Consider the following 23,252-nt stretch of genomic DNA (forward strand, 5'->3'; position numbering starts at 1 on the left):
AGTGCAGCAATGCATGGAGCTGACCAGTACTAATCGGTCGAGGGCTTATCCTACAAGCTTGCCGGAGACATCCGGTAGGCAGCTAGATCGCATGATTGTTTCGGATCCAGTTTTCAAGGTGCAAACCTTGATTGTCCTATAATTTAATTATTGGATGGAGCTTCAAAGGAAGACGTCCTTCGATAAATCTTATTTGGAGAGATACCCAAGTGGCTATAAGGGGACCCTCTGCTAAGGGGTTAGACTGCGTAAGTGGTGCGAGGGTTCGAATCCCTCTCTCTCCGCCATTAGGACAAATTGATATTTTTTATTATGGCGGTGTAGCTCAGCTGGCTAGAGCGTACGGTTCATACCCGTGAGGTCGGGGGTTCGATTCCCTTCGCCGCTATATATTCCCTGGAGGCTTAGCTCAGCTGGGAGAGCATCTGCCTTACAAGCAGAGGGTCGGGGGTTCGATCCCCTCAGCCTCCATATTCACCTTGCCGGTGTAGCTCAATTGGTAGAGCAACTGACTTGTAATCAGTAGGTTGGGGGTTCAAGTCCTCTCGCCGGCACCATTTATGGCCTGGAACTGTGGTGTAGAGGCCTAACATGCCTGCCTGTCACGCAGGAGACCGCGGGTTCGAATCCCGTCAGTTCCGCCATTTATTTTCTTTTCCACCTAAGTGGGAAGGTGACAACCTGACCGCTTTTGTTTTGTTTTGATGTGTGGCTCGGTAGCTCAGTCGGTAGAGCAGAGGACTGAAAATCCTCGTGTCGGCGGTTCGATTCCGTCCCGAGCCATTTTTTATTTTGGAGGATTAGCGAAGTGGCCAAACGCAGCAGACTGTAAATCTGTTCTCGTCCGAGTTCGGTGGTTCGAATCCATCATCCTCCACCAGTTATATGAGCCATTAGCTCAGTTGGTAGAGCACCTGACTTTTAATCAGGGTGTCGAAGGTTCGAGTCCTTCATGGCTCATCCGAAGTCATCAACCGTTGGTTGATGGCTTTTTTGTTTTTTATTTTTTTTGATATGATAGAGAAGATAGAGTTTATTTTCAAGGTATGCTGGCTCGACTGTCTTATCACAGGAGATTGGTGGGAATGCTGTCTATGCGAAATATTGAACGGATCTGTCTGCAGCTGGAAAACACTATGGGGATTAAGGTTAAATTGGAGACGGTAGGTGCGGAGACTTACAATCTGTTATTCGAAGCAAATGCGGAAGACAGGCATTCTTCTGTACATGGGGGGAGAATTTATTTTGCGCTGCCCTTAGATATAGCCGAACAGGCTGAAGCAAGCCGCGGCCGGGTTTTGTCCATTGCTGAAGGAGAGTTAACGGATCGGGAGCGGGGGCTTATTGAGTTACTAATCTCAGGGTTGGAAGATGCCGCAGCTGTCCAGAATACCATTAATGACGATGAGGCACAGGCAGTCATGCTGGGAGAATGGATAGAAGAGCATCAAAAGGAGTACGGGGCAAAGGAGCTTCCTGATCAATTACAGATTAAACCCCGGCTGTGTCAGCCTATGTTATCGTTTGTGCTGGTGAGTGAAGGGGTTCATGCACCGATTCCTTATGATCAGCTCTCACGTCTGCTCGATAGTTACTTTGGCGGAGAGGTCATTCTTGTCCCTCTGCAGGCATCCGAGTGGCTGATTCTTGCACGTGAGGAAATGGTAATTGGATCTGCGGATGAGCGTGACCGCGATACAGATGCAGAGGAATCTGAACATGAGGTATTAACCGCTTTTGGACTAGGTCTGTATGAACTTATCGCTACCGAATGGGTAGGCAATTTCCATATGGCCGCTGTACCGTCTGTTATTCCTGCTGCTGATATTATACAGCTGGTTAGAGAACTGAGAGAGACATTGTTCCTGGGAAGGGTGTTTCATGTAGCTGAACAGATTCATTTTGCGTGGGAGCTGCGTCTAGAGAAGCTGATCTACAGTATTCCTGACCGTCAGAGAGAAAAGTTCCTGGATCTTGCCTCCACGCATTCTGCATTCCTTCATGACAGCGAGGTTGGCGTAACGTTGAGCACATTTTTTCAGATGGACTGTAATGTCAGTGAGACTGCGAAAAGGCTGTACGTGCATCGCAACACACTGATCTACCGTCTAGATAAGATCAAACAGGAGACCGGACTTGATGTGAGGCGCTTCGAAGACGCGGTTTTAGTGAAACTTCTGATGCTATTGTACAAAGTTACAAAAACGGTGTAACCTTTTTTGTGCACTTTGTGGATGGCGTCCTGCCTGCTTGTTGGGTAATATGATATTAGAAAGTGTATTCGTTTTCATAATCCCTTCTGAGGAGGAACAATCATATGGCAGGCGTACGTTTAGAGCATATTTTTAAAAAGTATCCAGGTTCCGATAAAGCAACGGTAATCGACGTCAATCTGGACATTCAAGATAAAGAATTTCTGGTTCTGGTAGGACCGTCCGGTTGCGGTAAATCCACAACCCTTCGTATGATCGCGGGTCTGGAGGAAATTTCCGAGGGTAAACTGTACATCGGTGACCGCGTGGTGAATGACGTAGCTCCTAAAGACCGTGACATCGCGATGGTATTCCAATCCTATGCCCTGTATCCGCATATGAGCGTATACCAAAACATGGCGTTTGGTCTGAAACTCCGTAAGGTGAAGAAAGAAGAAATCGACCGCAAAGTTCGTGAAGCTGCGAAAATCCTGGATATTGAGCATTTGCTTGAGCGTAAGCCAAAAGCGTTGTCCGGTGGTCAGCGTCAGCGTGTAGCCTTGGGCCGTGCGATTGTCCGTGATCCTCAAGTCTTCCTGATGGACGAACCGCTTTCCAACCTGGATGCCAAACTGCGCGGCCAAATGCGTGCGGAGATTACCAAACTGGTTAAGCGTCTTGAAACCACTTGTATCTATGTAACGCATGACCAGATCGAAGCGATGACTATGGGTGATCGTATCGTAGTTATGAAAGACGGTATCATTCAGCAGGCTGCTTCTCCGGAAGAGCTGTACAACCGTCCGACCAACCTGTTCGTAGCAGGCTTTATCGGTTCCCCAACAATGAACTTTATTACGGGTAACCTGAGTGAAGAAGGCGGCAACATGGTATTCAAAGCACCTAACCTGAACCTGATTATTCCACAAGGTAAAGCTCAAGTGCTGAAAAGCAAAGGCTACAGCAACAAAGAAGTGATTATGGGCGTGCGTCCTGAAGACATCCATGAAGAGCCGGTATTTATGGAAGCTTCCCCAAACTCTATCTTTACTTCTCATGTAGATGTAACAGAGAACCTGGGTCACGAAGCCCTCTTGTACCTGAGTGGCGCAGGTAATGACACGATTATCGCGCGTGTAGACGGCCGTTCCAACACTCGTGATGGCGTAACGACACAAATGGCAATTGATATGAACAAGGTTCATATCTTCGATAAAGAGTCCGAGCTGAATGTGCTGCTGGGCTAATCTTCAACATCAATAATTCCATGATAGGAAAAAAGGGTTATTTCTTCTACGATGAAGGAATAGCCCTTTTCTCATATCTAGAACCGTCATAGAGAATCCGGCTCAGGCCGGACGTAGAGTCGATGATTGCAATACATTGTAAATTCCGATACGATGAATACAATGGAAACGCTGTGTTACAGAAACAGCACGGGCTGAAAGGAAGAAGACGATGGCTAAAAAAGTAAAGGTATCCGAATTAGTACAACAGTTTCAGCTGGAGGTCGTGTCGGGCGAGCAGGGGCTTCGCCGCCCGATTACGGTCGATGACTTGAATAGACCTGGCCTGGAGATGGCGGGTTATTTTGAATACCATCCCAAAGAACGTGTTCAGCTGCTGGGAAGAACCGAGTTAGCCTTCTTCAGTATGCTGTCTTCCCAAGAACGGAAGGAACGTATGGACAAGCTCTGTACCGACGAGACACCATGTATTGTGGTGACACGCGGTCTGGAGGTTCCCGAAGAACTGATCGAGATTAGTTCAGAACGGAATATTCCCGTTATCCGAAGCGGGATGGCAACGACAATCCTGTCCAGCCGGATTACCGGCTTCCTGGAACGTAAGTTGGCACCTACGGCGACCATTCATGGCGTATTATGTGACGTGTACGGGGTAGGGATGCTGATCACAGGAAGCAGCGGTATCGGTAAAAGTGAAACCGCACTGGAACTCGTCAAACGCGGCCATCGGCTCATCGCGGATGACGCGGTGGAGATCCGTCAAACCTCCGATAATCAGCTCCATGGGTCTGCTCCAGAGTTGATTCGCCATCTGCTGGAAATCCGCGGAGTCGGCATCATCAATGTGATGACTTTGTTTGGTGCAGGCGCTATCCGTAATAACAAGCGGATTACGCTGGTAGTCCGGCTGGAAGCATGGCAGCAGGATAAACAATATGACCGTCTGGGTCTGGATGAGGAAACGACGCGTATCATCGATACGGATGTACCGCTGGTTACCATTCCGGTTCGTCCAGGTCGTAACCTTGCCGTCATTATTGAGGTGGCAGCGATGAACTATCGTCTGAAGCAGATGGGATATAACGCTGCGCTGCAATTCACGAATAAGCTGACAGCTACGATCTCGGAAGATATGGATGATATGGACTGATCTACAATAGCTGTAGAGTCAACCGGTGACCCGCCTAGGTGATATTAGATCAAGCGGGTCCCTCCTACATAAGTCATAGCAGAATTTGAATTGAAAACAGGGAGTGTGCAAGATTACATGGGGACATTGCTGCTGGATCCGATTGCTTTCTCAATCGGGGCGCTGAAAGTACACTGGTACGGGCTGATTCTGGGAGCGGCCGCGCTTCTGGGCTTGCTTCTCGTCATTCGTGAGGGCAAGCGCTTTGGTATTCCTCAGGAGTTCTTTATGGACATGCTGCTGCTCGGCGTGCCGTCTGCCATCATAGGAGCGCGTATTTATTATGTAGCATTTAAATGGGAAGACTATAAGGATCATTTCTGGGATGTATTTAAAATATGGAATGGCGGCATCGCCATCTATGGTGCACTGATTGGTGCCATTATCTGTGCAGTTATTTATTTCAGATATAAAGGTTACAACTTCTGGCGTATTGCGGATATCTGTGCACCCGGACTGCTGCTCGGTCAAATGATTGGCCGCTGGGGCAACTTTGTTAACCAGGAGGCCTATGGCGGACCAGCGGAAGAGTCTTTCCTCCGCAATAATCTGCATTTACCGGATTTTATTGTGAATCAGATGAATGTGCAGGGAACTTACCATCATCCGACCTTCCTGTATGAGTCGTTATGGAGTCTGGTGGGCATTCTCGTTCTGCTGGTGCTGCGCAGACAGAAATTCCTGAGAGCAGGAGAGCTGTTCATCTCCTATTTCATCTGGTATTCTATCGGACGTTTCTTCGTGGAAGCCCTCCGTACAGATAGCCTGGGATTTGAAGGGCCGGCCTGGCTGGCATCACTTATTAATGGTTTATGGTCACCGATGAAAGCGTTAGGCTTTGAGCAAGGATTCCTGGATCCGAATTACGGAAATGTGCGAGTGTCCCAGATGCTTGCCCTGATCATTATCATCGTGGCCATTATTCTGATCATCGTCCGCCGTGCAACAGGACGTGCCAAGGAGCATTACAATGATCCGATTGTTTCCAGCAAACAGACATTTGAGCAGGTAGATGTTGAAGCTGGACACCCGAGCACAGCTGTGGAAGAATCAGCTGAACCTACGAATACGACAATTGAGGTTGAAGACAAAAAGGAGTAAGCTGCAAATGATTACAACGGTGTTATTTGATCTGGATGGAACCATTATCGATACGAACGAGCTGATCATTAGTTCATTCATTAATTCTCTGCACAGCCGGCTGCCGAAGCCGCTAACCCGCGAGGAGATTATTCCTCATATGGGTGATACCCTGGAGAAGCAGCTGCAGCAATTTGCCGGGGAAGGACACAATGTAGAGGAAATGGTTCAGGCTTACCGAGCTTATAATGCCCTTCATCATGATGAAATGGTTAAGACATTTCCGCATGTGCCGGAAGTGGTCAAGGAGCTGCATAAGCGCGGAATCAAGCTGGGGGTCGTCACAACCAAAATCCGCCCCTCTTCTATGCGGGTGCTGAATACATTTGGCCTGACAGAATATATGGGAAGCATCGTTACGGTGAATGACGTTGTTCATCCCAAGCCGCATGCAGAGCCGGTGCTCAAAGCGGTAGAAGAGCTGCAGGCTGATCCTGACACGACTCTGATGGTTGGGGACAGTTCCTTTGATATTCTGGCAGCCAAGGCGGCAGGAGTGCAATCTGCAGGGGTTGCCTGGTCGCTGAAGGGTGAAGAGACACTCCGCCGATATGAGCCGGATTTTATGCTTTATGATATGAGGGATATCTTAGACCTTGTCAGCCGGGAGAATGATTAAATGTGAGAAACGTGCAGCGCTATCCGATTGATGGGCACAATGCACTCTGGCATATATACAAGACTGTAAGCCCCTGGAAAGGGATACGTAACTTTTTGTTTGTCCAATGCGCGCGCTACTGTCCAATCCTGCCGTTGAAGAACTGGATTTACCGCCGTCTGCTAGGGATGAAGGTCGGGAAACACACTGCCTTCGGACTCATGGTGATGGTGGACGTCTTTTTTCCGGAGAAGATCACGGTGGGCGAAAATTCAGTCATTGGCTACAACACTACAATCCTGGCGCATGAGTATCTCATCAAAGAATACCGGCTGGGTGAGGTGATTATAGGGGAGAATGTCCTTATCGGTGCCAATACCACCATTCTGCCTGGCGTAACCATCGGAGACGGGGCTGTTGTGGCTGCCGGGTCGGTCGTTCACCGTAATGTGGCTGCCGGCAGTTTTGTTGGAGGCAATCCGCTGAGGGAGCTGTCCAGAGCCCAGCCAGAGGACATGATGCAGCAGGAACCGGTGCTGAACGGAAATAAGGAAGATCGCTATACCTAAGGACTTCGGCGAAGCAGCCGGGGTCTTTTTCTTTGGGCGGATGACAATTGGGTACAGGTATGTTAAGTTGGATGAAGGCAACAAGCCATTACTATTGCTGGAATCTTTTACCGAAGAGGAAGGCGTTTTTGGGGGAGATTAGGTTTTGATTAAAAGAGAAAGGATTCCCGAGCTGGATGTGTACCGGGCGATGGCGATCATGGCGGTCATTATGATCCATGCCACCTCGCAGACAATCGTAGAGACACAGGGAAGCTCGTTGTTCCACCCTTTTCTGCTGCTGAATATATTCAGTAAATTTGCTGTACAGGTGTTTATCTTTCTCAGTGGATTTGTTCTGTTCTATAACTATATTGATAAACCTTTCGGCTGGAAGACGGCCGGAGCCTTTTATAAAAAGAGATTGTTATACATTATTGTGCCCTATGTTATTTTCTCGGCTTTGTACTATGTCATGAAACTGTATTTCAATGACCAGCTGAATACGCCGTTCCCGGAGCTGGCATCCAGGTTCTGGACCAAGCTGTGGCAGGGCAATGCACATACTCATCTGTATTATCTGATTATTATGATTCAGTTGTATGTCATTTTTCCGCTGTTCCTGGCTATCTTCAAAAAGCTTCGTCAGTGGATTCCATCCAGGGCAGGTGCAGGCTGGGTTGTTTTCCTGCTGGGTCTCGTGCTGCAGTGGGGATTTATCCTTATTAATAAGTATGAATGGCAGGTTCCGGCAAAAGGTAGTCTCGCCATTACGTACATGTCGTTCTTCTTGACGGGTGGAGTGATCGCTGTATATTATGGCCGCTTCAAGGAATGGCTTATTGTTAGTGTAAAGGGGATGAAGAGTCCTAAACTGGCCGTATGGCTGATTTTGTGGGCGGCTTGGCTCGGAGCAGGACTGTTACACGTGGAACTATGGTACAACACGTATGTCAACAAGCTTAGAATTAACTCGTTATGGTACGAGGTTATTGGAAACCTCCACTGGCTGTTGTCTTCGCTGGTTCTGTTCCAGCTCTCATTTATTCTTTACCGGCATGTCGGCAGCTTCCTGTCCCGCTTCCTGACCTGGATGGGCGCCTGCTCCTTCGGCATCTATCTGCTGCATCCGGCGGTTTTGTTCTTCTATCGGGATTACGTACCTGCAGGGGGGACAACTTTGCATTATGCCGCGGTCATTGCAGGCGGATGGCTGCTTGCCCTCTTTGTGTCCTGGCTGGTCGTGACACTGTTGGCCCGGGTAAAAGGCATTTGGGTCCTGTTTGGGACAATGCCGCCATTCCCGGCAAAGCGGACCTCCAAGCCGTCGCGTTCGGTGTCGATGTAAAAGATAGCAATTTCAATCTCGATGCAACAGATAACAATATAGAACCGATCCAACCGCCGCCCGATGGGCGGCTTTTTGTATACATATAGAAATACCTGTCATTCAGCGTCATTGACGCAGTTGGCCAATCGTGGTAATATATCGGCATGCTTTAGTTTGTTAGCACTTTACCAAAGTAAAGAAACGCGACATGAACGGACTTTTACGGTTTGAATACGAATAGGCTGTACCGGCTGTTATATAGGTGTATAGAATAATGATCACATACATTGTAGAGGTGGATTGTAAATGACCAAACCAAAAGGTTTTGAGAAACCCGCGGGTGTCCGCGATTATCTGCCGCATGCGGTAGCCAAGCTGCGCCAGATTGAACGAAGTGTCCTGAACTGCATGGAGCTCTGGGGTTACCGTCAGATTATGACGCCTTCTATGGAATATTACGATACGGTTGGGGTAGCCAGCTCCACTTCAGATCAGAAGCTCTTCAAGCTGCTGAATAACCGGGGGACTACGCTCGTGCTCCGTTCGGATATGACCGCTCCTATTGCCCGGGTGGTATCCTCTCTATTAAAGGATGAGCCTCTGCCGCTGCGCTTGTCTTACCATGCGAACGTGTTCCGTGCCATCGAGGAAGAGGCAGGCCGGGAAGCAGAATTTTTTCAGACGGGTGTAGAGCTGGTGGGAGATGATTCGCCAGAAGCGGATGCGGAGGTCGTCGCCCTGGCTATTGCCTCCCTGCAGGCGGCAGGCGTTACTTCATTCAAAATGGCTATGGGGCATGTCGGCTTCCTGAACGGCTTGTTCGAGGAAGTAATTCCAGACCAGCTTGAGGCACAGCAGGAATTAAAGGAGCGTTTGTTGAAACGGGACTTTGTAGGATACCGGAACATTGTTGCTCGGATCCAGCCGGAGGAAGAGGCACATCAGAAACTGGAGGCTATTTTGCGTCTGAGAGGCGGCAAGGAAATTTGTGAGCATGCGACCCAGCTGAGCAGCAATCCGTTGGCTGTGGAGTCTATCACGCACTTATGCCGTGTCTGGGAGGTTCTTGAGGCGTACGGTGTCTCTGAGCATGTGCTCATTGATCTGACGATGATCGGTGATTTTACGTATTACACTGGAATGACGTTCGAAGGCTACACCGAGGAGTTCGGTTTCCCGGTATGCAGCGGCGGGCGTTACGATAATCTGCTGCAGCAGTTCGGACGTGCGGTACCGGCAACTGGCTTTGCATTGAAGACAAACCGTATTCTGGACGGTGTAGCGGGCAGCCGCTCACAGCCATCGCTTCCAGTGCTGATCCGTTACGAAGCGGGACGGCGCAAGGAGGCGTTCGCAGAGGCTATTGCACTGCGTAAGGATGGCCAGATGGCCGTGACTGAGCTGCTGACAGATGATGGCGGTTCACAGTCTAACGAAGATGGGCGCTACAGCAGCGTTCTGGACTTTCTGGAAGGGGGCAATTGAGCCATGACCGATATTCTAAAAGTAGCTATGCCCAAGGGACGGATCTACAAAAAGGCATCCGCACTCTTCCGTGAGGCTGGTGTACCAATCCCGGTCGATGTAGATGAAACACGCAAGCTGGTCATCCCGCTGCCGGAACTGGGACTTGAATTCATTATGGCGAAGCCGGTGGATGTGCCCACGTATGTGGAGTATGGGGCAGCTGATATCGGAATTGTCGGCAAAGACGTGCTGATGGAAGAAAACCGTGACGTGTATGAGCTGCTGGATCTTGGTATTGCCCGCTGCCGCATGTCGGTCATTGGACTGCCGAACTGGGAGCCAGGCATCCAGCAGCGTGTAGCCACCAAATATCCGAATGTGGCTTCCCAGTTCTTCCGGGAGCAGGGACAGCAGGTAGAAGTGATTAAGCTGAACGGCTCGATTGAACTGGCGCCGCTCATCGGGCTTGCGGACCGTATCGTTGACATGGTTGAGACCGGACAGACGCTGAGGGAGAACGGCCTGATCGAGATGACCGAAATCTTTGAGATTACCAGCAGGCTGATTGCGAACCGGGTAAGCTACCGGATGAAAAATCATCAAATTCAGGCACTCTGTGACAGACTGCAGCCGGTGATTGCAGCTGTACAAAAAGGCTAAGCTTTTTATATAGAAGATAGGTATTGGACCCTGGGAGGGATTAGGGATGAGAATTGTAGCGGCAAGTGAATTTGAACTGAAACGCGAAGTCGAATATGGATCCCCTGAACAGAATGAAGCTGTACGGAAGATTATCACGGCAGTACGTGCGGAAGGCGATGAGGCGCTGCTCAAGCTGACTCAGGATTTTGACCGGGTCAGTCTTAACCGGGGTCAGCTGCGCGTCACTCAGGAGGAGCTGCAGGCTGCCTACGGACAGGTAGAGCCTTCTTTCCTTTCCGCGATCCGCCAGGCAGCAGATAATATCCGCGTCTTCCACCAGAAGCAGAAACGCAATTCATGGATGGACTTGCAGCCGGACGGCAGTCTGCTCGGCCAGGTCGTGCGGCCGCTGAAACGTGTGGGTGTCTATGTACCGGGCGGCAAGGCTGCGTATCCTTCCTCGGTACTTATGAACGTGATTCCCGCTCAGGTGGCAGGTGTACCGGAGATCGTTATGGTAACACCACCGGCTACCGGCGGCAAGGAAGGGATAAATCCTTACACGCTTGTTGCCGCTGCGGAAGCAGGGGTTACGGAGATCTACCGTGTCGGCGGTGCCCAGGCGGTAGCTGCATTGGCCTACGGAACGGAGAGCATTGCACCCGTTGATAAAATCTGCGGACCCGGCAATATTTATGTAGCTCTGGCCAAACGGGAAGTCTACGGGGATGTCGACATTGACAGCATTGCAGGTCCGAGCGAAATCGTGGTTCTGGCCGACGACTCTGCCAATGCAGCCTACGTGGCGGCGGATCTGCTCTCACAGGCCGAGCACGATGAGATGGCCTCGGCCATCCTGATCACTTCTTCTGCGTCTCTGGCAGAAGCTGCGGCTGCAGAGGTAGATCGGCAGCTTGCCAATCTTCCAAGACAAGAGATTGCGGCAGCCTCGATACAGAACTACGGTGCTATTATCGTAGTAGATTCCGTTGCTGAAGGAATCGGGCTGGTTAACCGCCTGGCGCCAGAGCACCTGGAAATCATGGTCCAGGAACCGATGGCTGTGGTCGGTATGATCGAGAATGCTGGAGCTATCTTCCTCGGGCCGTACAGCTCCGAGCCGGTCGGGGATTATTTTGCCGGACCGAATCATATTATCCCGACGAACGGTACTGCACGTTTCTCTTCACCGGTGGACGTGGATGATTTTATCAAGAAATCGAGTTTGATCTATTACAGTAAAGAGGCGCTGCTGCAAAATGGCTCTACGATTATGGAGCTGGCACGCCACGAAGGCTTGGAAGGACATGCGCGGGCCATTCAGGTCCGGCTGGAACAGGAAGGAACCTTGGAGGGAGATCAATCATGAGCGAAACAGTGAACCGCAGCAGATCAGCCAGTGTGGACCGCAAGACGAATGAAACCAATATTCAGCTGGCTTTTAACGTAGATGGAACAGGACAATCGGTGATCGAGACGGATGTTCCTTTTCTGAACCATATGCTGGACCTCTTCACCAAGCATGGTCAGTTCGATCTGAATGTGAAGGCGCAGGGGGATATCGACATTGACGACCACCATACGGTGGAGGATATCGGCATCTGTCTCGGACAGACGATTCTGGAAGCACTGGGTGACAAAAAAGGTATTAAGCGTTATGCCAGTGTATTCGTTCCGATGGATGAGGCTCTTGCCCAGGTTGTGATTGATGTAAGCAATCGTCCGCATTTTGAATACCGGGCACAGTATCCCTCCCAGACGGTGGGCAGCTTCAATACGGAGCTGGTGCACGAGTTTCTGTGGAAACTGGCGCTGGAATCAAGAATGACGCTGCACGTCATCGTGCACTACGGTCAAAATACGCATCATATGATTGAGGCGGTGTTCAAGGCTCTGGGACGCGCGCTGGACGAAGCGACCAGTATTGATCCGCGTGTGACCGGGGTGCCTTCAACGAAAGGAGTGCTGTAACCTATGGCCATCGCAATCGTCGATTACGGCATGGGCAACCTGCACAGCGTCAGTAAAGCAGTCGAGCGCCTGGGTTATGAGGCGCTCGTAACCGGCGATGCGGCGGAGATTCTGGCCGCTGACGGTGTGATCCTGCCTGGCGTCGGCGCGTTCGGCGATGCCATGGCCCACCTGCGGGAGAGTGGTCTCGACCGCACGGTGAAGGAGGCGGCGGCTGCCGGACAGCCGCTGCTCGGGATCTGCCTCGGGATGCAGCTGCTGTTCGACAGCGGCGAGGAGCACGGGCACCACAAAGGCCTCGGCCTGCTGCCGGGCGACGTGGTGCGTTTTGCGGGCGGCGGCTACAAAGTGCCGCACATGGGCTGGAACCGCCTGGCGTTCCTCCAGGCGGAGCACCCGCTGCTGGCCGGTCTGGACGAGGGGCACGTGTACTTCGTGCACTCGTACCATGTGCGTCCCGCCAGCAGGGAAGATTTGCTCGCCGTCACCGAGTACGGCGGGCAGCAAGTGACCGCGATCGCAGGACGCGGTCGTGTACTCGGGATGCAGTTCCATCCCGAGAAGAGCGGCGAGCTGGGCATGGCCCTGCTCGAGAATTTCCTGAAGCTGGCGGCGGGCCAGCGGTAAGCTGTGCTTAATAAGCTCAATCAAGAAGATGCGAACAGGCATCTTTTAATCAAATAAAACAGCAATCGGGCTTAACTGATTAGGCTGAGGGGGTACTTATTCAATGTCTTTCATGATTTATCCGGCAATTGATATTCGCGGCGGCAAATGTGTACGGCTGATCCAAGGGGATTATAATCAGGAAACCGTGTATAACGATAACCCGGTAGAGGTGGCCAAAGGCTGGGAAGGCCAAGGCGGCCAGTACATCCACCTGGTGGATCTCGACGGGGCGAAAGCAGGGCACCCAGTGAATGATGCGATCATTGCAGAGATTGCTGCAGCAGTGAATGTGCCGGTACAGGTGGGAGGCGGGCTGCGTACCCGCGAGGACGTTGAGCGCCTGCTCGGACTGGGCGTCAGCCGGGTTATTATCGGGACAGCCGCGATTGAGGACCGGAACTTTACCGAAAGTGTGCTTGGCTCCTATGGTGACAAAATAGCCATTGGCCTTGATGCCCGTGATGGCTATGTAGCTACGCGCGGCTGGCTGGAGACCTCCGAAGTGAAGGCGGAAGAACTGGCGAAGGAACTGGCAGCCAAGGGTGCGGAGACCTTTATCTTCACAGACATCTCCCGGGACGGCATGATGCAGGGACCCAACGTGGAGGCGATTGCGGCCTTGGCGAAGGCCAGCGGACGTTCCGTCATTGCCTCGGGCGGTGTCAGCGTCATGGATGACCTGCTCCGTCTGAACGAGCATGCGGCTTCCGGGGTAGGCGGTGCCATTGTAGGCAAAGCCCTCTATACAGGCAGCATTGACCTGGAGGATGCAGTAGCCCGTTTTCGGGTATAAACCGAATTGTAAAATGTAGAAGATCCAGGGGCTATTCCCTGCAGAGAGGAGAGATGAACATGCTGGCCAAACGCATTATTCCCTGTCTGGATGTCAAGGACGGCCGTGTTGTGAAAGGGGTCAACTTTGTTAACCTGCGCGATGCCGGAGATCCCGTAGAGCTGGCGGCTTTGTATGACCGTGAGGGAGCCGACGAGCTGGTGTTCCTGGATATATCGGCATCCGTAGAAGGACGAGCGACGATGGAGGAGGTCGTCCGCCGGACAGCTGGCGAAATTTCGATTCCATTCACGGTGGGCGGCGGTATCTCCCATGTGGACGATATGAAGCGCATTCTGCGTGCGGGTGCCGATAAAATCGGCATTAACACCGCGGCGGTCCGCAATCCGAAGCTGATCTCCGAAGGCGCGCTTCGCTATGGCTCCCAGTGTATCGTAGTTGCGGTAGATGCGCGTTTTAACGATGCCTGGGGAGAGTGGGAGGTGTACACGCACGGAGGCCGCACGCCATCCGGTATCAAAGCGCTGGAGTGGGTGAAGGAAGCGGAGCGCCTGGGCGCAGGTGAAATTCTGCTGACCAGCATGGATGCAGACGGGACGAAGGATGGATTCGATCTGCCTCTCACTTCCGCCGTATCGGATGCGGTCACGATTCCGGTGATTGCCTCGGGCGGTGCCGGGACGAAAGGACATTTCTATGACGTATTTACGCAGGGCAAGGCGGATGCGGGCCTGGCGGCGACCATTTTTCACTATAAAGAAATCGGGATTCCGGAGCTGAAAACGGATCTTAAGAACAGGGGAGTTGAAATCCGATGAGCAAGGATTTGGAGCAGGGACTGACAGCGGAACAGCTGCCTGAACAATTGAAATGGAATGAGCAGGGTCTCGTCGCTACCATCGTGCAGGATGCGAAGACACTGGAAGTATTAACGCTGGCTTATGTGAATCAGGAATCGCTGCAGCGTTCAATTGAGAGCGGGGAGACATGGTTCTGGTCGAGGTCCCGTCAGGAGCTGTGGCATAAAGGAGCGACATCCGGTAACGTTCAGAAGATTGTGAGCCTGAAGTATGATTGTGATGGGGATGCCCTTGTCGTGCTTGTAGAGCCAGCCGGTCCGGCGTGCCATACGGGAGAGGTCTCCTGCTTCACAAGTGCGGTTGATCTGCCTAAGGCAGCACAGCCGCCGGTGACAGCGGCAGGCCGTTTTGACGTGCTGGCCGAGCTTGAAGCGGTCATTGCTGAGCGTGAGGTCAGCCGACCGGAAGGAGCCTACACGACCTATCTGTTCGAGAAGGGTGTGGACAAAATTCTGAAAAAGGTCGGCGAGGAGACGGCCGAGACCATTATAGCGGCAAAGAACAAGGATAATGACGAGCTGCGTCTTGAAGTCAGTGACCTGCTCTATCACCTGCTCGTTCTGCTGCAGGAGCGCAAGCTGCCGCTGGATGATATCATGTCCGAGCTAAACCGCCGTCATGAACGTCCGCGTCGTGATTAGGAGGTTCATATCATGCGTATCGATTATCACACTCACCATGAACGCTGCGGGCATGCTGTAGGCACCCTGGAGCAGTATGTACAGCGCGGCATCGAGCTGGGTCTGGATCAGCTGGGGCTGTCTGATCATATGCCGCTGCTTCACGTCGATCCGGAGCGTTATTATCCGGAAATGGCTATGCCGATGGAAGAGCTCCCCCGTTATGTGGAGGAATGCCTGCAGCTCAAGGAGAAGTACCGGGATCTTATTGATATCAAGGTAGGTCTTGAGGGCGATTATATCGAAGGTTATGAACGCGAGATCGAAGAAATCGTTAAGGCCTATCCGTGGGATTATATTATCGGTTCGGTTCATTTTCTGGGCGAGTGGGACATTACCGACTTCCGTCAGGTGGACCAGTGGAAGGGCAAGCATGTATTAAGCGTGTACCAGAGCTATTATGATGCAGTCCGTAAGGCAGCCGCTACCGGCTTCTACGATATTATGGGGCACCTGGATGTTATCAAACGTTTTGGCTATAAGCCGGAGCCTGAGGAGGCCGAGGAGCTGCTGCAGCTGGAGAATTATGTCCTGGATACCGTAGCCAGAAGCGGGCGTGCCATGGAGCTGAATGCCTCGGGGCTGTCCAAGCCATGTGCAGAAATGTTCCCCGGCCGGCGGATGGTAGAACGGGCATTTCAGCTGGGTATTCCGGTGACACTAGGCTCCGACTCGCATGATCCGCAGAAGCTGGGTGACCATCTGAACGATGCGCGCGCCCTGCTTTATGATGTAGGTTACCGGGAGCTTGCGGTGTTTGACCAGCGTCAGCGCAGCTCGACTGCCCTGGAGCCGGGAGCAACCCTCTAACGCGGGGCCCGGGGCTTGAGCCTGTCCGGTCAAGTTCACATGTTCACTTCAGGCAAGACGTTGTATAATAAGGAAAGCAAAGGCTTGACCGAACAGCTTATGCCGCTGCGCAACAGCAGCTTACTATACAGAAGCCTGGGGGAGGACGTTATGCAATCAACGCTGCGCATTTTTTCGGGATCATCCAATCCGCAACTTGCCGCGCAAATCGCTGAGAAGCTGGGGGTGCAGCTGGGCCCGATTAAGCTGTCACGCTTTGAGAGCGGTGAGATCTATGTACACTATGAGGAGAGCATCCGCAACTGCGATGTTTTTATCGTCCAGTCGCTGTCACATCCTATTAACGAGCTGTTCGTGGAACTGCTGATTATGATCGATGCGGCCAAACGCGCTTCCGCCCGCACTATTAATATTATTGTGCCTTACTACGGCTACGCCCGGCAGGAGCGTAAGTCAGCGCCGAGGGAGCCGATTTCTGCCAAAATGGTAGCCGACGTTCTGACCACCGTGGGAGCAAGCCGGGTGGTAACCATGGATTTGCATGCTCCTGCTATTCAGGGATTCTTCAACATACCCGTAGACCATCTGACAACCCTTGATCTGATCAGCGGTTATTTGCGTGACAAGAAGATCCGCAATCCTGTTGTCGTGTCACCGGATGCAGGCCGTGCTTCGATGGCTGAGAAGCTGGCGAGCAGGCTCGATTCTCCATTTGCTATCATGATCAAGAAGCGCCCTGCGCATAACCAATCGGTGATCACGCATCTGATCGGAGATGTAGAAGGACGGACACCAATCATCATTGAGGATCTGATCGATACAGGGACGACCATTGTGAACGTGGTTGAGAGCCTGAAGGAGCGCGGAGCGGAGGATGTGATCGTCTGCGCCACCCATGGCCTGTTCTCGGGAAATGCACTGCAAAAGCTGGAGCATCCGGGCATTCAGGAAGTGGTCGTAACGGACTCAATTGCCCTGCCGGAGCAGCATTCAGACCGGTTTACGGTACTGCCAGTATCGGCGATGCTGGCACGCGCAGTCCAGATCATCGTCGAGGGCGGTTCCATCGCCACCTTGTTCAAAGACGCCGGCATTTAATGCGGTGTCTTTTTTTGTGTTTGGCGAGGAGAATGTCAGGACTGGAAGCAGTCGCCGGGTTTAGAAGCAGGGTACAAATGTGATATACTGGACTGTATGAATCGTATGTTAAAGGAGGTGCCTTGGTTATTATGAAAGGCAAAGACCCGCGGGCGGCAGACCCGAGTACCAATGTCGTTCCCATTCGTTTAGATGCATCCTTCTTTTTTGAAAGAGCTGTCCGCTCGCTGGATCGCAATCATTATGACAAGGCATTGAAATATTTTCGCAAAGCTGTGGAATATGAACCGGATAATCCGGTGAATCATTGTAATATGGCGGGTATATTATCAGAGATGGGGGATTATGAAGCCTCCAACGCCGTCTTGTCGTCCGTTCTTGAGAAGGTGGACCCTTCCATGACGGAATGTTATTTTTACATGGCTAATAACTATGCCAACATGGAGCAGTTCGAAGCCGCCGAGGAAGCGCTTGTCACGTATCTGGAAGAGGATGCGAACGGGCAGTTTCTGGAGGAGGCCGAAGAAATGATGGATCTGCTCTTCTATGAGCTGGACCGTCCGGCCAAGCTGAGCCGCATCAAGTCCAGACAGGGTGTCGTTGAGCATGACCAGGCCAGACTGCTGCTGGAAGAAGGCAAGTTTGCTCAGGCTGCAAAGCTGCTGGAGAGCATTGCGGAAGGCAGTCCCGAGATGTATGCAGCTCGTAACAACCTGGCGCTGGCCTACTACTACATGGGCCTCTTTTATAAGGCGAAGGAAACGATTAACCGCCTGCTGGAGGATGATCCGGGCAATCTGCATGCCCTGTGCAACCTCGCCATCTTCTACCAGAACGAGGGAAACACGGAGCAGCTGCATGAGCTGGTGGAAGGACTCGCCGTTATGGTTCCGTTTCATCAGGAGCATGTCTTTAAGCTGGCTACGACCATGGGTATTCTGGGCCGACATGAAGAGGCTTACCGACATTTCCGCCGTCTGCTGAAGAATGAAGCTCATTCTTCTGACCCTTCGCTGTATCATTATACGGCAGCCGCTGCCAACAATACCGGCCGCTTGGATGAAGCAGCGCGGCTGTGGAAGATGGTCGAGAAGCTGGATCCGGCTTCTGAAATACCGCGCTTCTATCTGTCCCGGATGGAGCAGCTCGAGCAGGACGGCAGCGGAATAGATATGATTAGCTATCACTACCATCTGCCGTTCGAGGAACAGTTCAAGCTGTGGGAGAAATTCGGCAGCGATATGCCGGACAGCCTGAAGAATGATCCGCTGGTGCGGTCCTCGTTCTTCTGGGCGCTGCGTCACGGTGACTACTCCACGAAGGTTCAAGTCATTAAGGCTCTCGCCATTATTGCGGACTACGAAGTGCAGGAAGCCCTGCAGTCCTTCATAGCCGATCCGCTGCAGGAGCAGGATCTGAAGAACCAGGCCGCTGCCGTGCTGGAGGAGCTGGGCATAGAGTGGCAGTTGCCCTCTTCCCAGAGCAGCATGCTGCCGCCGGCCAAGCCGCTTGTTCCCTCAGACAGCCCGGCTGCGGCTATGAACGCCAAAGCGAAGGCGGTGCTTGATCTGGCACAGAACGGCAAGGCGAAGCGGCTTGAACCAGCCCAGCGTCAGGATCTTGAATCCATCTGGCTGGAATATCTCCGGTCAACAGAGGACGATCAGCCGATGATTCACCATGTGGAGGGCTGGGCCGCCGCTCTGGAGTATCTGACAGCCAAAATGCACGGCATCGGAGTAACTTATCAGGATGTGGCTGCCGCCTACGGTATTTCGGTATCCACGGTCAGCCGCTATGCACGGCAGATGGATGCCGTCTGCAATATCAAACAGAGATCACAGCAGATGCTCCCGTCCTTTAACGAACACCTGTAATTACCACCCCAATTCCCGAGGAGGTTATACTATGCACAAATCCATTATTATCGGCACAGGACCTGCAGGATTGACCGCAGCGATTTATCTGGCGCGCGCCAACATGAATCCGCTCATTATTGAAGGGATGGAGCCGGGCGGCCAGCTGACGACAACAACAGAGGTTGAGAACTTCCCAGGCTTCCCACAGGGCATTATGGGACCGGAACTGATGGACAACATGCGAAAGCAGGCAGAACGCTTCGGAGCCGAATTCAAGAGCGGCTGGGTAGAGAGCGTGGATTTCAGCAAGCGTCCCTTCAAGGTGAAAGTAGAGGGAATGGGTGAATTGGAGGCAGAGACCGTCATTATTTCCACGGGAGCATCTGCCCGTTATCTCGGCATTCCGGGTGAACAGGATAATGTGGGCCGCGGGGTCAGTACCTGCGCCACTTGTGACGGATTCTTTTTCCGCGGCAAGAAGATTGTGGTGGTTGGTGGCGGTGACTCCGCGATGGAGGAAGCGAGCTTCCTGACCCGCTTCGGCTCCAGTGTGACACTGGTTCACCGTCGCGAGGAGCTGCGCGCATCCAAAATCATGCAGGACCGTGCACGGAGCAATGAAAAAGTGCTATGGGCACTAAACCGCACACCGCTGGAAGTAGTGCCGAGCGAGAACGGCGTTAAAGGCTTGAAGGTTCTTAATAATGAAAGTGGCCAGGAAGAGATAATTGAGGCGGACGGCGTGTTTATCGCAATCGGGCATACGCCGAACACCGGTTTCCTGAACGGCCAGATTACGACGGATGCCAATGGCTACATTATGGTGAAGCCAGGCACGTCGGAGACGAATATTCCGGGTGTATTTGCCTGCGGTGATGTACAAGATACCCGTTATCGCCAAGCGATTACGGCAGCCGGCTCCGGCTGTATGGCAGCTATGGACTGCGAGAAGTTCCTTGAGGGCAGCGCGGTCCACGACTGGAGCGAATCCCTGGATAAGTGATGATCGCAACCGAAGATCATTGAGGCATAGAAGAAGCCTGCGGGCTTCTTTTTTGCTGGTAAGAGGGTCGGGAATAGGGCGGCGGCCAATGCTTGTAATAGCGGATAACTGCACCGTAAGAAGTCAGTGAGAGCTTCTGGCATAGGGGGATGTAAGCGGGTCCCTTTTCCTTGACCATGACGTATGGTTCAATTATAGTGGGTACGTAGAGCAAACATTTTCGATAAAAAAAGGTGGCTTGTAACATGTCTGAAAGCATCTACGTTGGTGTGGATTTGGGTGGTACCACGATCAAGGTCGGGATATGCAACGAGAAAGGGCAGCTTCTCGAGAAATATGAAGGAGCGACCGAGGTCGAAAAAGGTGTCGATACGGTCATTGCAAATATTGAGAAGTACGTTCGTCATATCGTCGAGCAGTCCTCATACAGCTGGGATCAGCTGGCTGGCGTTGGCGCGGGTCTGGCCGGGTTTACGAATGTGAAAGAGGGTATCATTATCCTCGCCCCTAACATAGGCTTTCGCAATGTCCCGATGCGTGCCCTGCTGGAAGAACGCCTCGGCAAGCCTGTCAAAATTGATAACGACGCCAATGTGGCGGCTCTGGGTGAAGCGTGGTCCGGAGCAGGCAAGGGCATCGACAACTGTGTGTGCTATACACTGGGAACCGGTGTAGGCGGAGGCATCATCATCAACGGTAAAATCTATCAGGGCTTCTCCGGCATGGCCGGTGAGCTTGGACATATAAGTGTAGTACCGGATCTTGAAGCGATTCAATGCGGATGCGGTAAAATGGGCTGTCTGGAGACCGTATCATCGGCAACCGGAATCATCCGGATGGCGAACGATGCAGTAGAACGCGGAGATCGGACTTCATTGGCATTAGTTGAAGGTAAAATTATGGCCAAGGATGTATTTGACGCGGCGAAGAGTGGCGACGAAGTGGCGCTTCGAATTGTTAACAGAGCTTCCTACTATCTGGGTAAATCCATGGCTGCGGTAGCGGCTGTGCTGAATCCGGAGCGTTTTATCGTCGGCGGCGGTGTATCCAAGGCTGGAGATATCCTTTTCGAGGAAGTGCGTCAAGTATTTGCAAAGCTTACACCTGAACCGCTGCAGGCGGGTGTACAGATTATACCTGCGGAGCTGGGCAACGATGCCGGCATTGTCGGTGCAGCCGGTCTGCTGCTTCGGTCCTAGGGATTCGGTATCAGATCAAGCATCGAACTTATGACTGGGGAGGGAAAGTCCATGCTTGAAAGCAATATATCGCAGACGCCGGGCGCAACGCTCATCATTATTACGGGGATGTCCGGGGCAGGCAAAACACTTGCTGTGCAAAGTCTCGAGGATCTTGGCTTTTTTTGTGTCGATAACCTGCCGCCGGTGCTCATTCCCAAGTTTGCGGAGCTGATTGAGCAGTCGAAGGGTAAAATTGCAAAGGTGGCGCTGGTCATTGACCTGCGCGGACGCGAATTTTTTACGGCCTTATCTGAATCATTAAGCTATATCAAACATCATTTTACCATTCATTCCGAAATTTTATTCCTGGATGCGACCGACAGCGTGCTCGTCCAGCGCTATAAGGAGAGCCGCCGGCGTCATCCGCTTGCACCGGAGGGCATGCCGCTGGACGGTATCCGTCTGGAACGCAAAATGCTGGAGGAGCTGAAGAATTCAGCGACCCAGGTGATTGATACAAGCATGCTGAAGCCGGCTGTACTGAAGGAGCGGATCATTTCCCGCTTCTCCCATCTGGAAAGCAGCCTTCTGTCTGTCAATATTACCTCCTTCGGCTTCAAGTACGGAATCCCGATTGATGGAGATTTGATCTTTGACGTACGTTTCCTGCCAAATCCGCATTATGTGGATCATCTTCGTCCAAACACCGGTCAAGATAGTGATGTATATGATTATGTTATGAAGTGGCCGGAGACCCAGACCTTCCTGACCAAGCTGCTGGATATGCTGCATTTTCTGATTCCGCAGTACCGGAATGAAGGGAAGAGCCAGGTTATTATCGGGATCGGCTGCACGGGCGGCAAGCACCGTTCGGTAGCGATTGCCGAGTATCTGGGCAAAATGCTGGGGGCCAGTGAGACGGAATCGGTAACCGTGAGCCACCGGGATGCGGACCGCGACCGGCATTAAGAGAAAGTGAAGTGATGAAACGTGGCGGTGCAACAAAGAGAACGTCCGCGTATTGTAGTAATGGGCGGAGGCACGGGGCTGTCCGTCATGCTGCGGGGCTTGAAGCAGAAACCGCTGGATATCACGGCCATTGTTACGGTAGCTGACGATGGAGGCAGTTCCGGCATTCTGCGCAATGAACTGCAGATGCCGCCGCCAGGCGATATCCGCAACGTGCTGACCGCACTGGCGGATGTCGAGCCGCTGCTGTCCGATATGCTGAAGTACCGTTTCAGCACAGGCTCCGGCCTGGCCGGACACAGTCTGGGTAACTTGATTTTGGCTGCAATGACGGATATTTCTGGGGATTTCGTCACCGCGGTACGGGAGCTGAGCCGGGTCTTCGCCGTACGGGGACAGGTGCTTCCGGCTGCTGGTGAAGGAGTCACCCTGCATGCAGAGATGAGCGATGGAACGATCGTAAGCGGCGAGTCCAAGATTACCGCCGTTCGCGGGCGCATCAAACGCGTGTTCCTTGAACCGGCTCACGTGGAGCCGTTGCCTGAGGCTGTTGAGGCTATTCAGCAGGCAGATGCCATTCTGATCGGCCCGGGAAGCTTGTATACAAGCATTTTGCCGAACCTGCTGGTTCCGCAGTTGGCAGAGGCCGTCCTTGCATCGGATGCTATTAAGATGTTCGTGTGCAACGTTATGACACAGCCGGGCGAGACCGACCATTATTCTGTGGGCGATCACCTTCAGGCCATTACCGAGCACGTCGGCCACTCCCTGTTTGATTATGTCATCGTGAATAACGGTGAAATTCCGAATCAGGTTATCCGCAAATATGCGGAGAAGGGCGCGAAGCCGGTAAGACTGGATATGGATGAACTAACCGAGCAGGGTTATAAGGTCATTGCCGACACACTGGTGCTGTTCCGGACCTACCTGCGGCATGATGCTGATAAGCTCAGCCAGCATATTTATCAGCTGGTGCAGAACTGGATTTTAAGAAAGAGGTGAGTCC

The 23,252-nt window shown here is 52.3% G+C and carries 22 protein-coding genes and 8 tRNA genes; all 30 read left to right on the forward strand.

Annotation, left to right across the window (positions count from 1 at the left end; all coding sequences use genetic code 11):
• Positions 1-195: 195 nt before the first annotated feature.
• A tRNA-Ser gene (locus Q5741_RS19085) sits at positions 196-287 on the forward strand.
• Between the two features lie 27 nt (positions 288-314).
• Positions 315-388, forward strand: a tRNA-Met gene (locus Q5741_RS19090).
• A gap of 10 nt (positions 389-398) precedes the next feature.
• Positions 399-471, forward strand: a tRNA-Val gene (locus Q5741_RS19095).
• A gap of 10 nt (positions 472-481) precedes the next feature.
• Positions 482-557 (forward strand) — tRNA-Thr (locus Q5741_RS19100).
• A 10-nt stretch (positions 558-567) separates the two neighbouring features.
• Positions 568-644 (forward strand) — tRNA-Asp (locus Q5741_RS19105).
• Between the two features lie 66 nt (positions 645-710).
• Positions 711-783 (forward strand) — tRNA-Phe (locus Q5741_RS19110).
• An 11-nt stretch (positions 784-794) separates the two neighbouring features.
• Positions 795-880: transfer RNA gene (locus Q5741_RS19115), tRNA-Tyr, on the forward strand.
• A 7-nt stretch (positions 881-887) separates the two neighbouring features.
• Positions 888-960: transfer RNA gene (locus Q5741_RS19120), tRNA-Lys, on the forward strand.
• A gap of 125 nt (positions 961-1,085) precedes the next feature.
• Complete coding sequence (locus Q5741_RS19125) at positions 1,086-2,213, forward strand: PucR family transcriptional regulator (protein WP_305025715.1); 1,128 nt, start codon at positions 1,086-1,088, stop codon at positions 2,211-2,213.
• Between the two features lie 104 nt (positions 2,214-2,317).
• On the forward strand, positions 2,318-3,439 hold the full coding sequence (locus tag Q5741_RS19130; protein ID WP_305025716.1) for an ABC transporter ATP-binding protein: 1,122 nt from the start codon (positions 2,318-2,320) through the stop codon (positions 3,437-3,439).
• A gap of 211 nt (positions 3,440-3,650) precedes the next feature.
• Positions 3,651-4,589 carry an HPr(Ser) kinase/phosphatase gene (hprK, locus tag Q5741_RS19135; protein WP_305025717.1) on the forward strand — a complete coding sequence of 313 codons (939 nt, stop codon included), beginning with the start codon at positions 3,651-3,653 and terminating at the stop codon, positions 4,587-4,589.
• 117 nt (positions 4,590-4,706) lie between these two features.
• Complete coding sequence (gene lgt, locus Q5741_RS19140) at positions 4,707-5,729, forward strand: prolipoprotein diacylglyceryl transferase (RefSeq protein ID WP_305025718.1); 1,023 nt, start codon at positions 4,707-4,709, stop codon at positions 5,727-5,729.
• A 7-nt stretch (positions 5,730-5,736) separates the two neighbouring features.
• Positions 5,737-6,387, forward strand: a complete 651-nt coding sequence (ppaX, locus tag Q5741_RS19145; protein ID WP_305025719.1) for a pyrophosphatase PpaX — start codon at positions 5,737-5,739, stop codon at positions 6,385-6,387.
• A 2-nt stretch (positions 6,388-6,389) separates the two neighbouring features.
• Positions 6,390-6,935: an acyltransferase gene (locus tag Q5741_RS19150; RefSeq protein ID WP_305025720.1), complete on the forward strand. Its 546-nt coding sequence runs from the start codon at positions 6,390-6,392 to the stop codon at positions 6,933-6,935.
• 145 nt (positions 6,936-7,080) lie between these two features.
• Positions 7,081-8,262 (forward strand): acyltransferase, encoded by a 1,182-nt coding sequence (locus tag Q5741_RS19155; protein ID WP_305025721.1) that lies wholly within the window; start codon positions 7,081-7,083, stop codon positions 8,260-8,262.
• Positions 8,263-8,550: 288 nt separating this feature from the next.
• Complete coding sequence (locus Q5741_RS19160) at positions 8,551-9,729, forward strand: ATP phosphoribosyltransferase regulatory subunit (RefSeq protein ID WP_305025722.1); 1,179 nt, start codon at positions 8,551-8,553, stop codon at positions 9,727-9,729.
• 3 nt (positions 9,730-9,732) lie between these two features.
• On the forward strand, positions 9,733-10,371 hold the full coding sequence (hisG, locus tag Q5741_RS19165; protein ID WP_305025723.1) for an ATP phosphoribosyltransferase: 639 nt from the start codon (positions 9,733-9,735) through the stop codon (positions 10,369-10,371).
• Positions 10,372-10,417: 46 nt separating this feature from the next.
• A complete protein-coding gene (hisD, locus tag Q5741_RS19170; protein ID WP_305025724.1) occupies positions 10,418-11,722 on the forward strand; it encodes a histidinol dehydrogenase in 1,305 nt (434 codons plus the stop codon).
• The gene (hisB, locus tag Q5741_RS19175; protein WP_305025725.1) at positions 11,719-12,324 is read left to right on the forward strand and encodes an imidazoleglycerol-phosphate dehydratase HisB; all 606 of its coding nucleotides are present in this window, start codon (positions 11,719-11,721) and stop codon (positions 12,322-12,324) included. The genes hisD and hisB overlap by 4 nt, the downstream gene beginning before the upstream one ends.
• Positions 12,325-12,327: 3 nt before the next feature.
• Entirely contained in the window at positions 12,328-12,951 is a 624-nt protein-coding gene (gene hisH / locus Q5741_RS19180; protein WP_305025726.1) for an imidazole glycerol phosphate synthase subunit HisH, read from the forward strand.
• Between the two features lie 103 nt (positions 12,952-13,054).
• Positions 13,055-13,786 (forward strand): 1-(5-phosphoribosyl)-5-[(5-phosphoribosylamino)methylideneamino]imidazole-4-carboxamide isomerase, encoded by a 732-nt coding sequence (gene hisA, locus Q5741_RS19185; protein WP_305025727.1) that lies wholly within the window; start codon positions 13,055-13,057, stop codon positions 13,784-13,786.
• Between the two features lie 59 nt (positions 13,787-13,845).
• Positions 13,846-14,604 (forward strand): imidazole glycerol phosphate synthase subunit HisF, encoded by a 759-nt coding sequence (gene hisF / locus Q5741_RS19190; protein WP_305025728.1) that lies wholly within the window; start codon positions 13,846-13,848, stop codon positions 14,602-14,604.
• Entirely contained in the window at positions 14,601-15,287 is a 687-nt protein-coding gene (hisIE, locus tag Q5741_RS19195; RefSeq protein WP_305025729.1) for a bifunctional phosphoribosyl-AMP cyclohydrolase/phosphoribosyl-ATP diphosphatase HisIE, read from the forward strand. Before hisF ends, hisIE begins: the two co-directional genes overlap by 4 nt.
• A 12-nt stretch (positions 15,288-15,299) precedes the next feature.
• Positions 15,300-16,136, forward strand: coding sequence for a histidinol-phosphatase HisJ (hisJ, locus tag Q5741_RS19200; RefSeq protein ID WP_305025730.1), 837 nt, complete (start codon positions 15,300-15,302; stop codon positions 16,134-16,136).
• A 150-nt stretch (positions 16,137-16,286) separates the two neighbouring features.
• The gene (locus tag Q5741_RS19205; RefSeq protein ID WP_305025731.1) at positions 16,287-17,234 is read left to right on the forward strand and encodes a ribose-phosphate diphosphokinase; all 948 of its coding nucleotides are present in this window, start codon (positions 16,287-16,289) and stop codon (positions 17,232-17,234) included.
• A 131-nt stretch (positions 17,235-17,365) separates the two neighbouring features.
• Positions 17,366-19,111 carry a tetratricopeptide repeat protein gene (locus tag Q5741_RS19210; protein ID WP_305025763.1) on the forward strand — a complete coding sequence of 582 codons (1,746 nt, stop codon included), beginning with the start codon at positions 17,366-17,368 and terminating at the stop codon, positions 19,109-19,111.
• 31 nt (positions 19,112-19,142) lie between these two features.
• Positions 19,143-20,096, forward strand: a complete 954-nt coding sequence (gene trxB, locus Q5741_RS19215) for a thioredoxin-disulfide reductase (protein ID WP_305025732.1) — start codon at positions 19,143-19,145, stop codon at positions 20,094-20,096.
• Between the two features lie 245 nt (positions 20,097-20,341).
• The gene (locus tag Q5741_RS19220; protein ID WP_305025733.1) at positions 20,342-21,295 is read left to right on the forward strand and encodes an ROK family glucokinase; all 954 of its coding nucleotides are present in this window, start codon (positions 20,342-20,344) and stop codon (positions 21,293-21,295) included.
• 51 nt (positions 21,296-21,346) lie between these two features.
• Entirely contained in the window at positions 21,347-22,246 is a 900-nt protein-coding gene (rapZ, locus tag Q5741_RS19225) for an RNase adapter RapZ (RefSeq protein ID WP_305025734.1), read from the forward strand.
• 60 nt (positions 22,247-22,306) lie between these two features.
• Positions 22,307-23,248 (forward strand): gluconeogenesis factor YvcK family protein, encoded by a 942-nt coding sequence (locus Q5741_RS19230; protein WP_305025764.1) that lies wholly within the window; start codon positions 22,307-22,309, stop codon positions 23,246-23,248.
• The last annotated feature ends 4 nt before the right edge of the window (positions 23,249-23,252 follow it).

It is taken from the genome of Paenibacillus lacisoli (assembly GCF_030580655.1).
GTDB classification, from domain to species: Bacteria; Bacillota; Bacilli; order Paenibacillales; family Paenibacillaceae; genus Paenibacillus; species Paenibacillus lacisoli.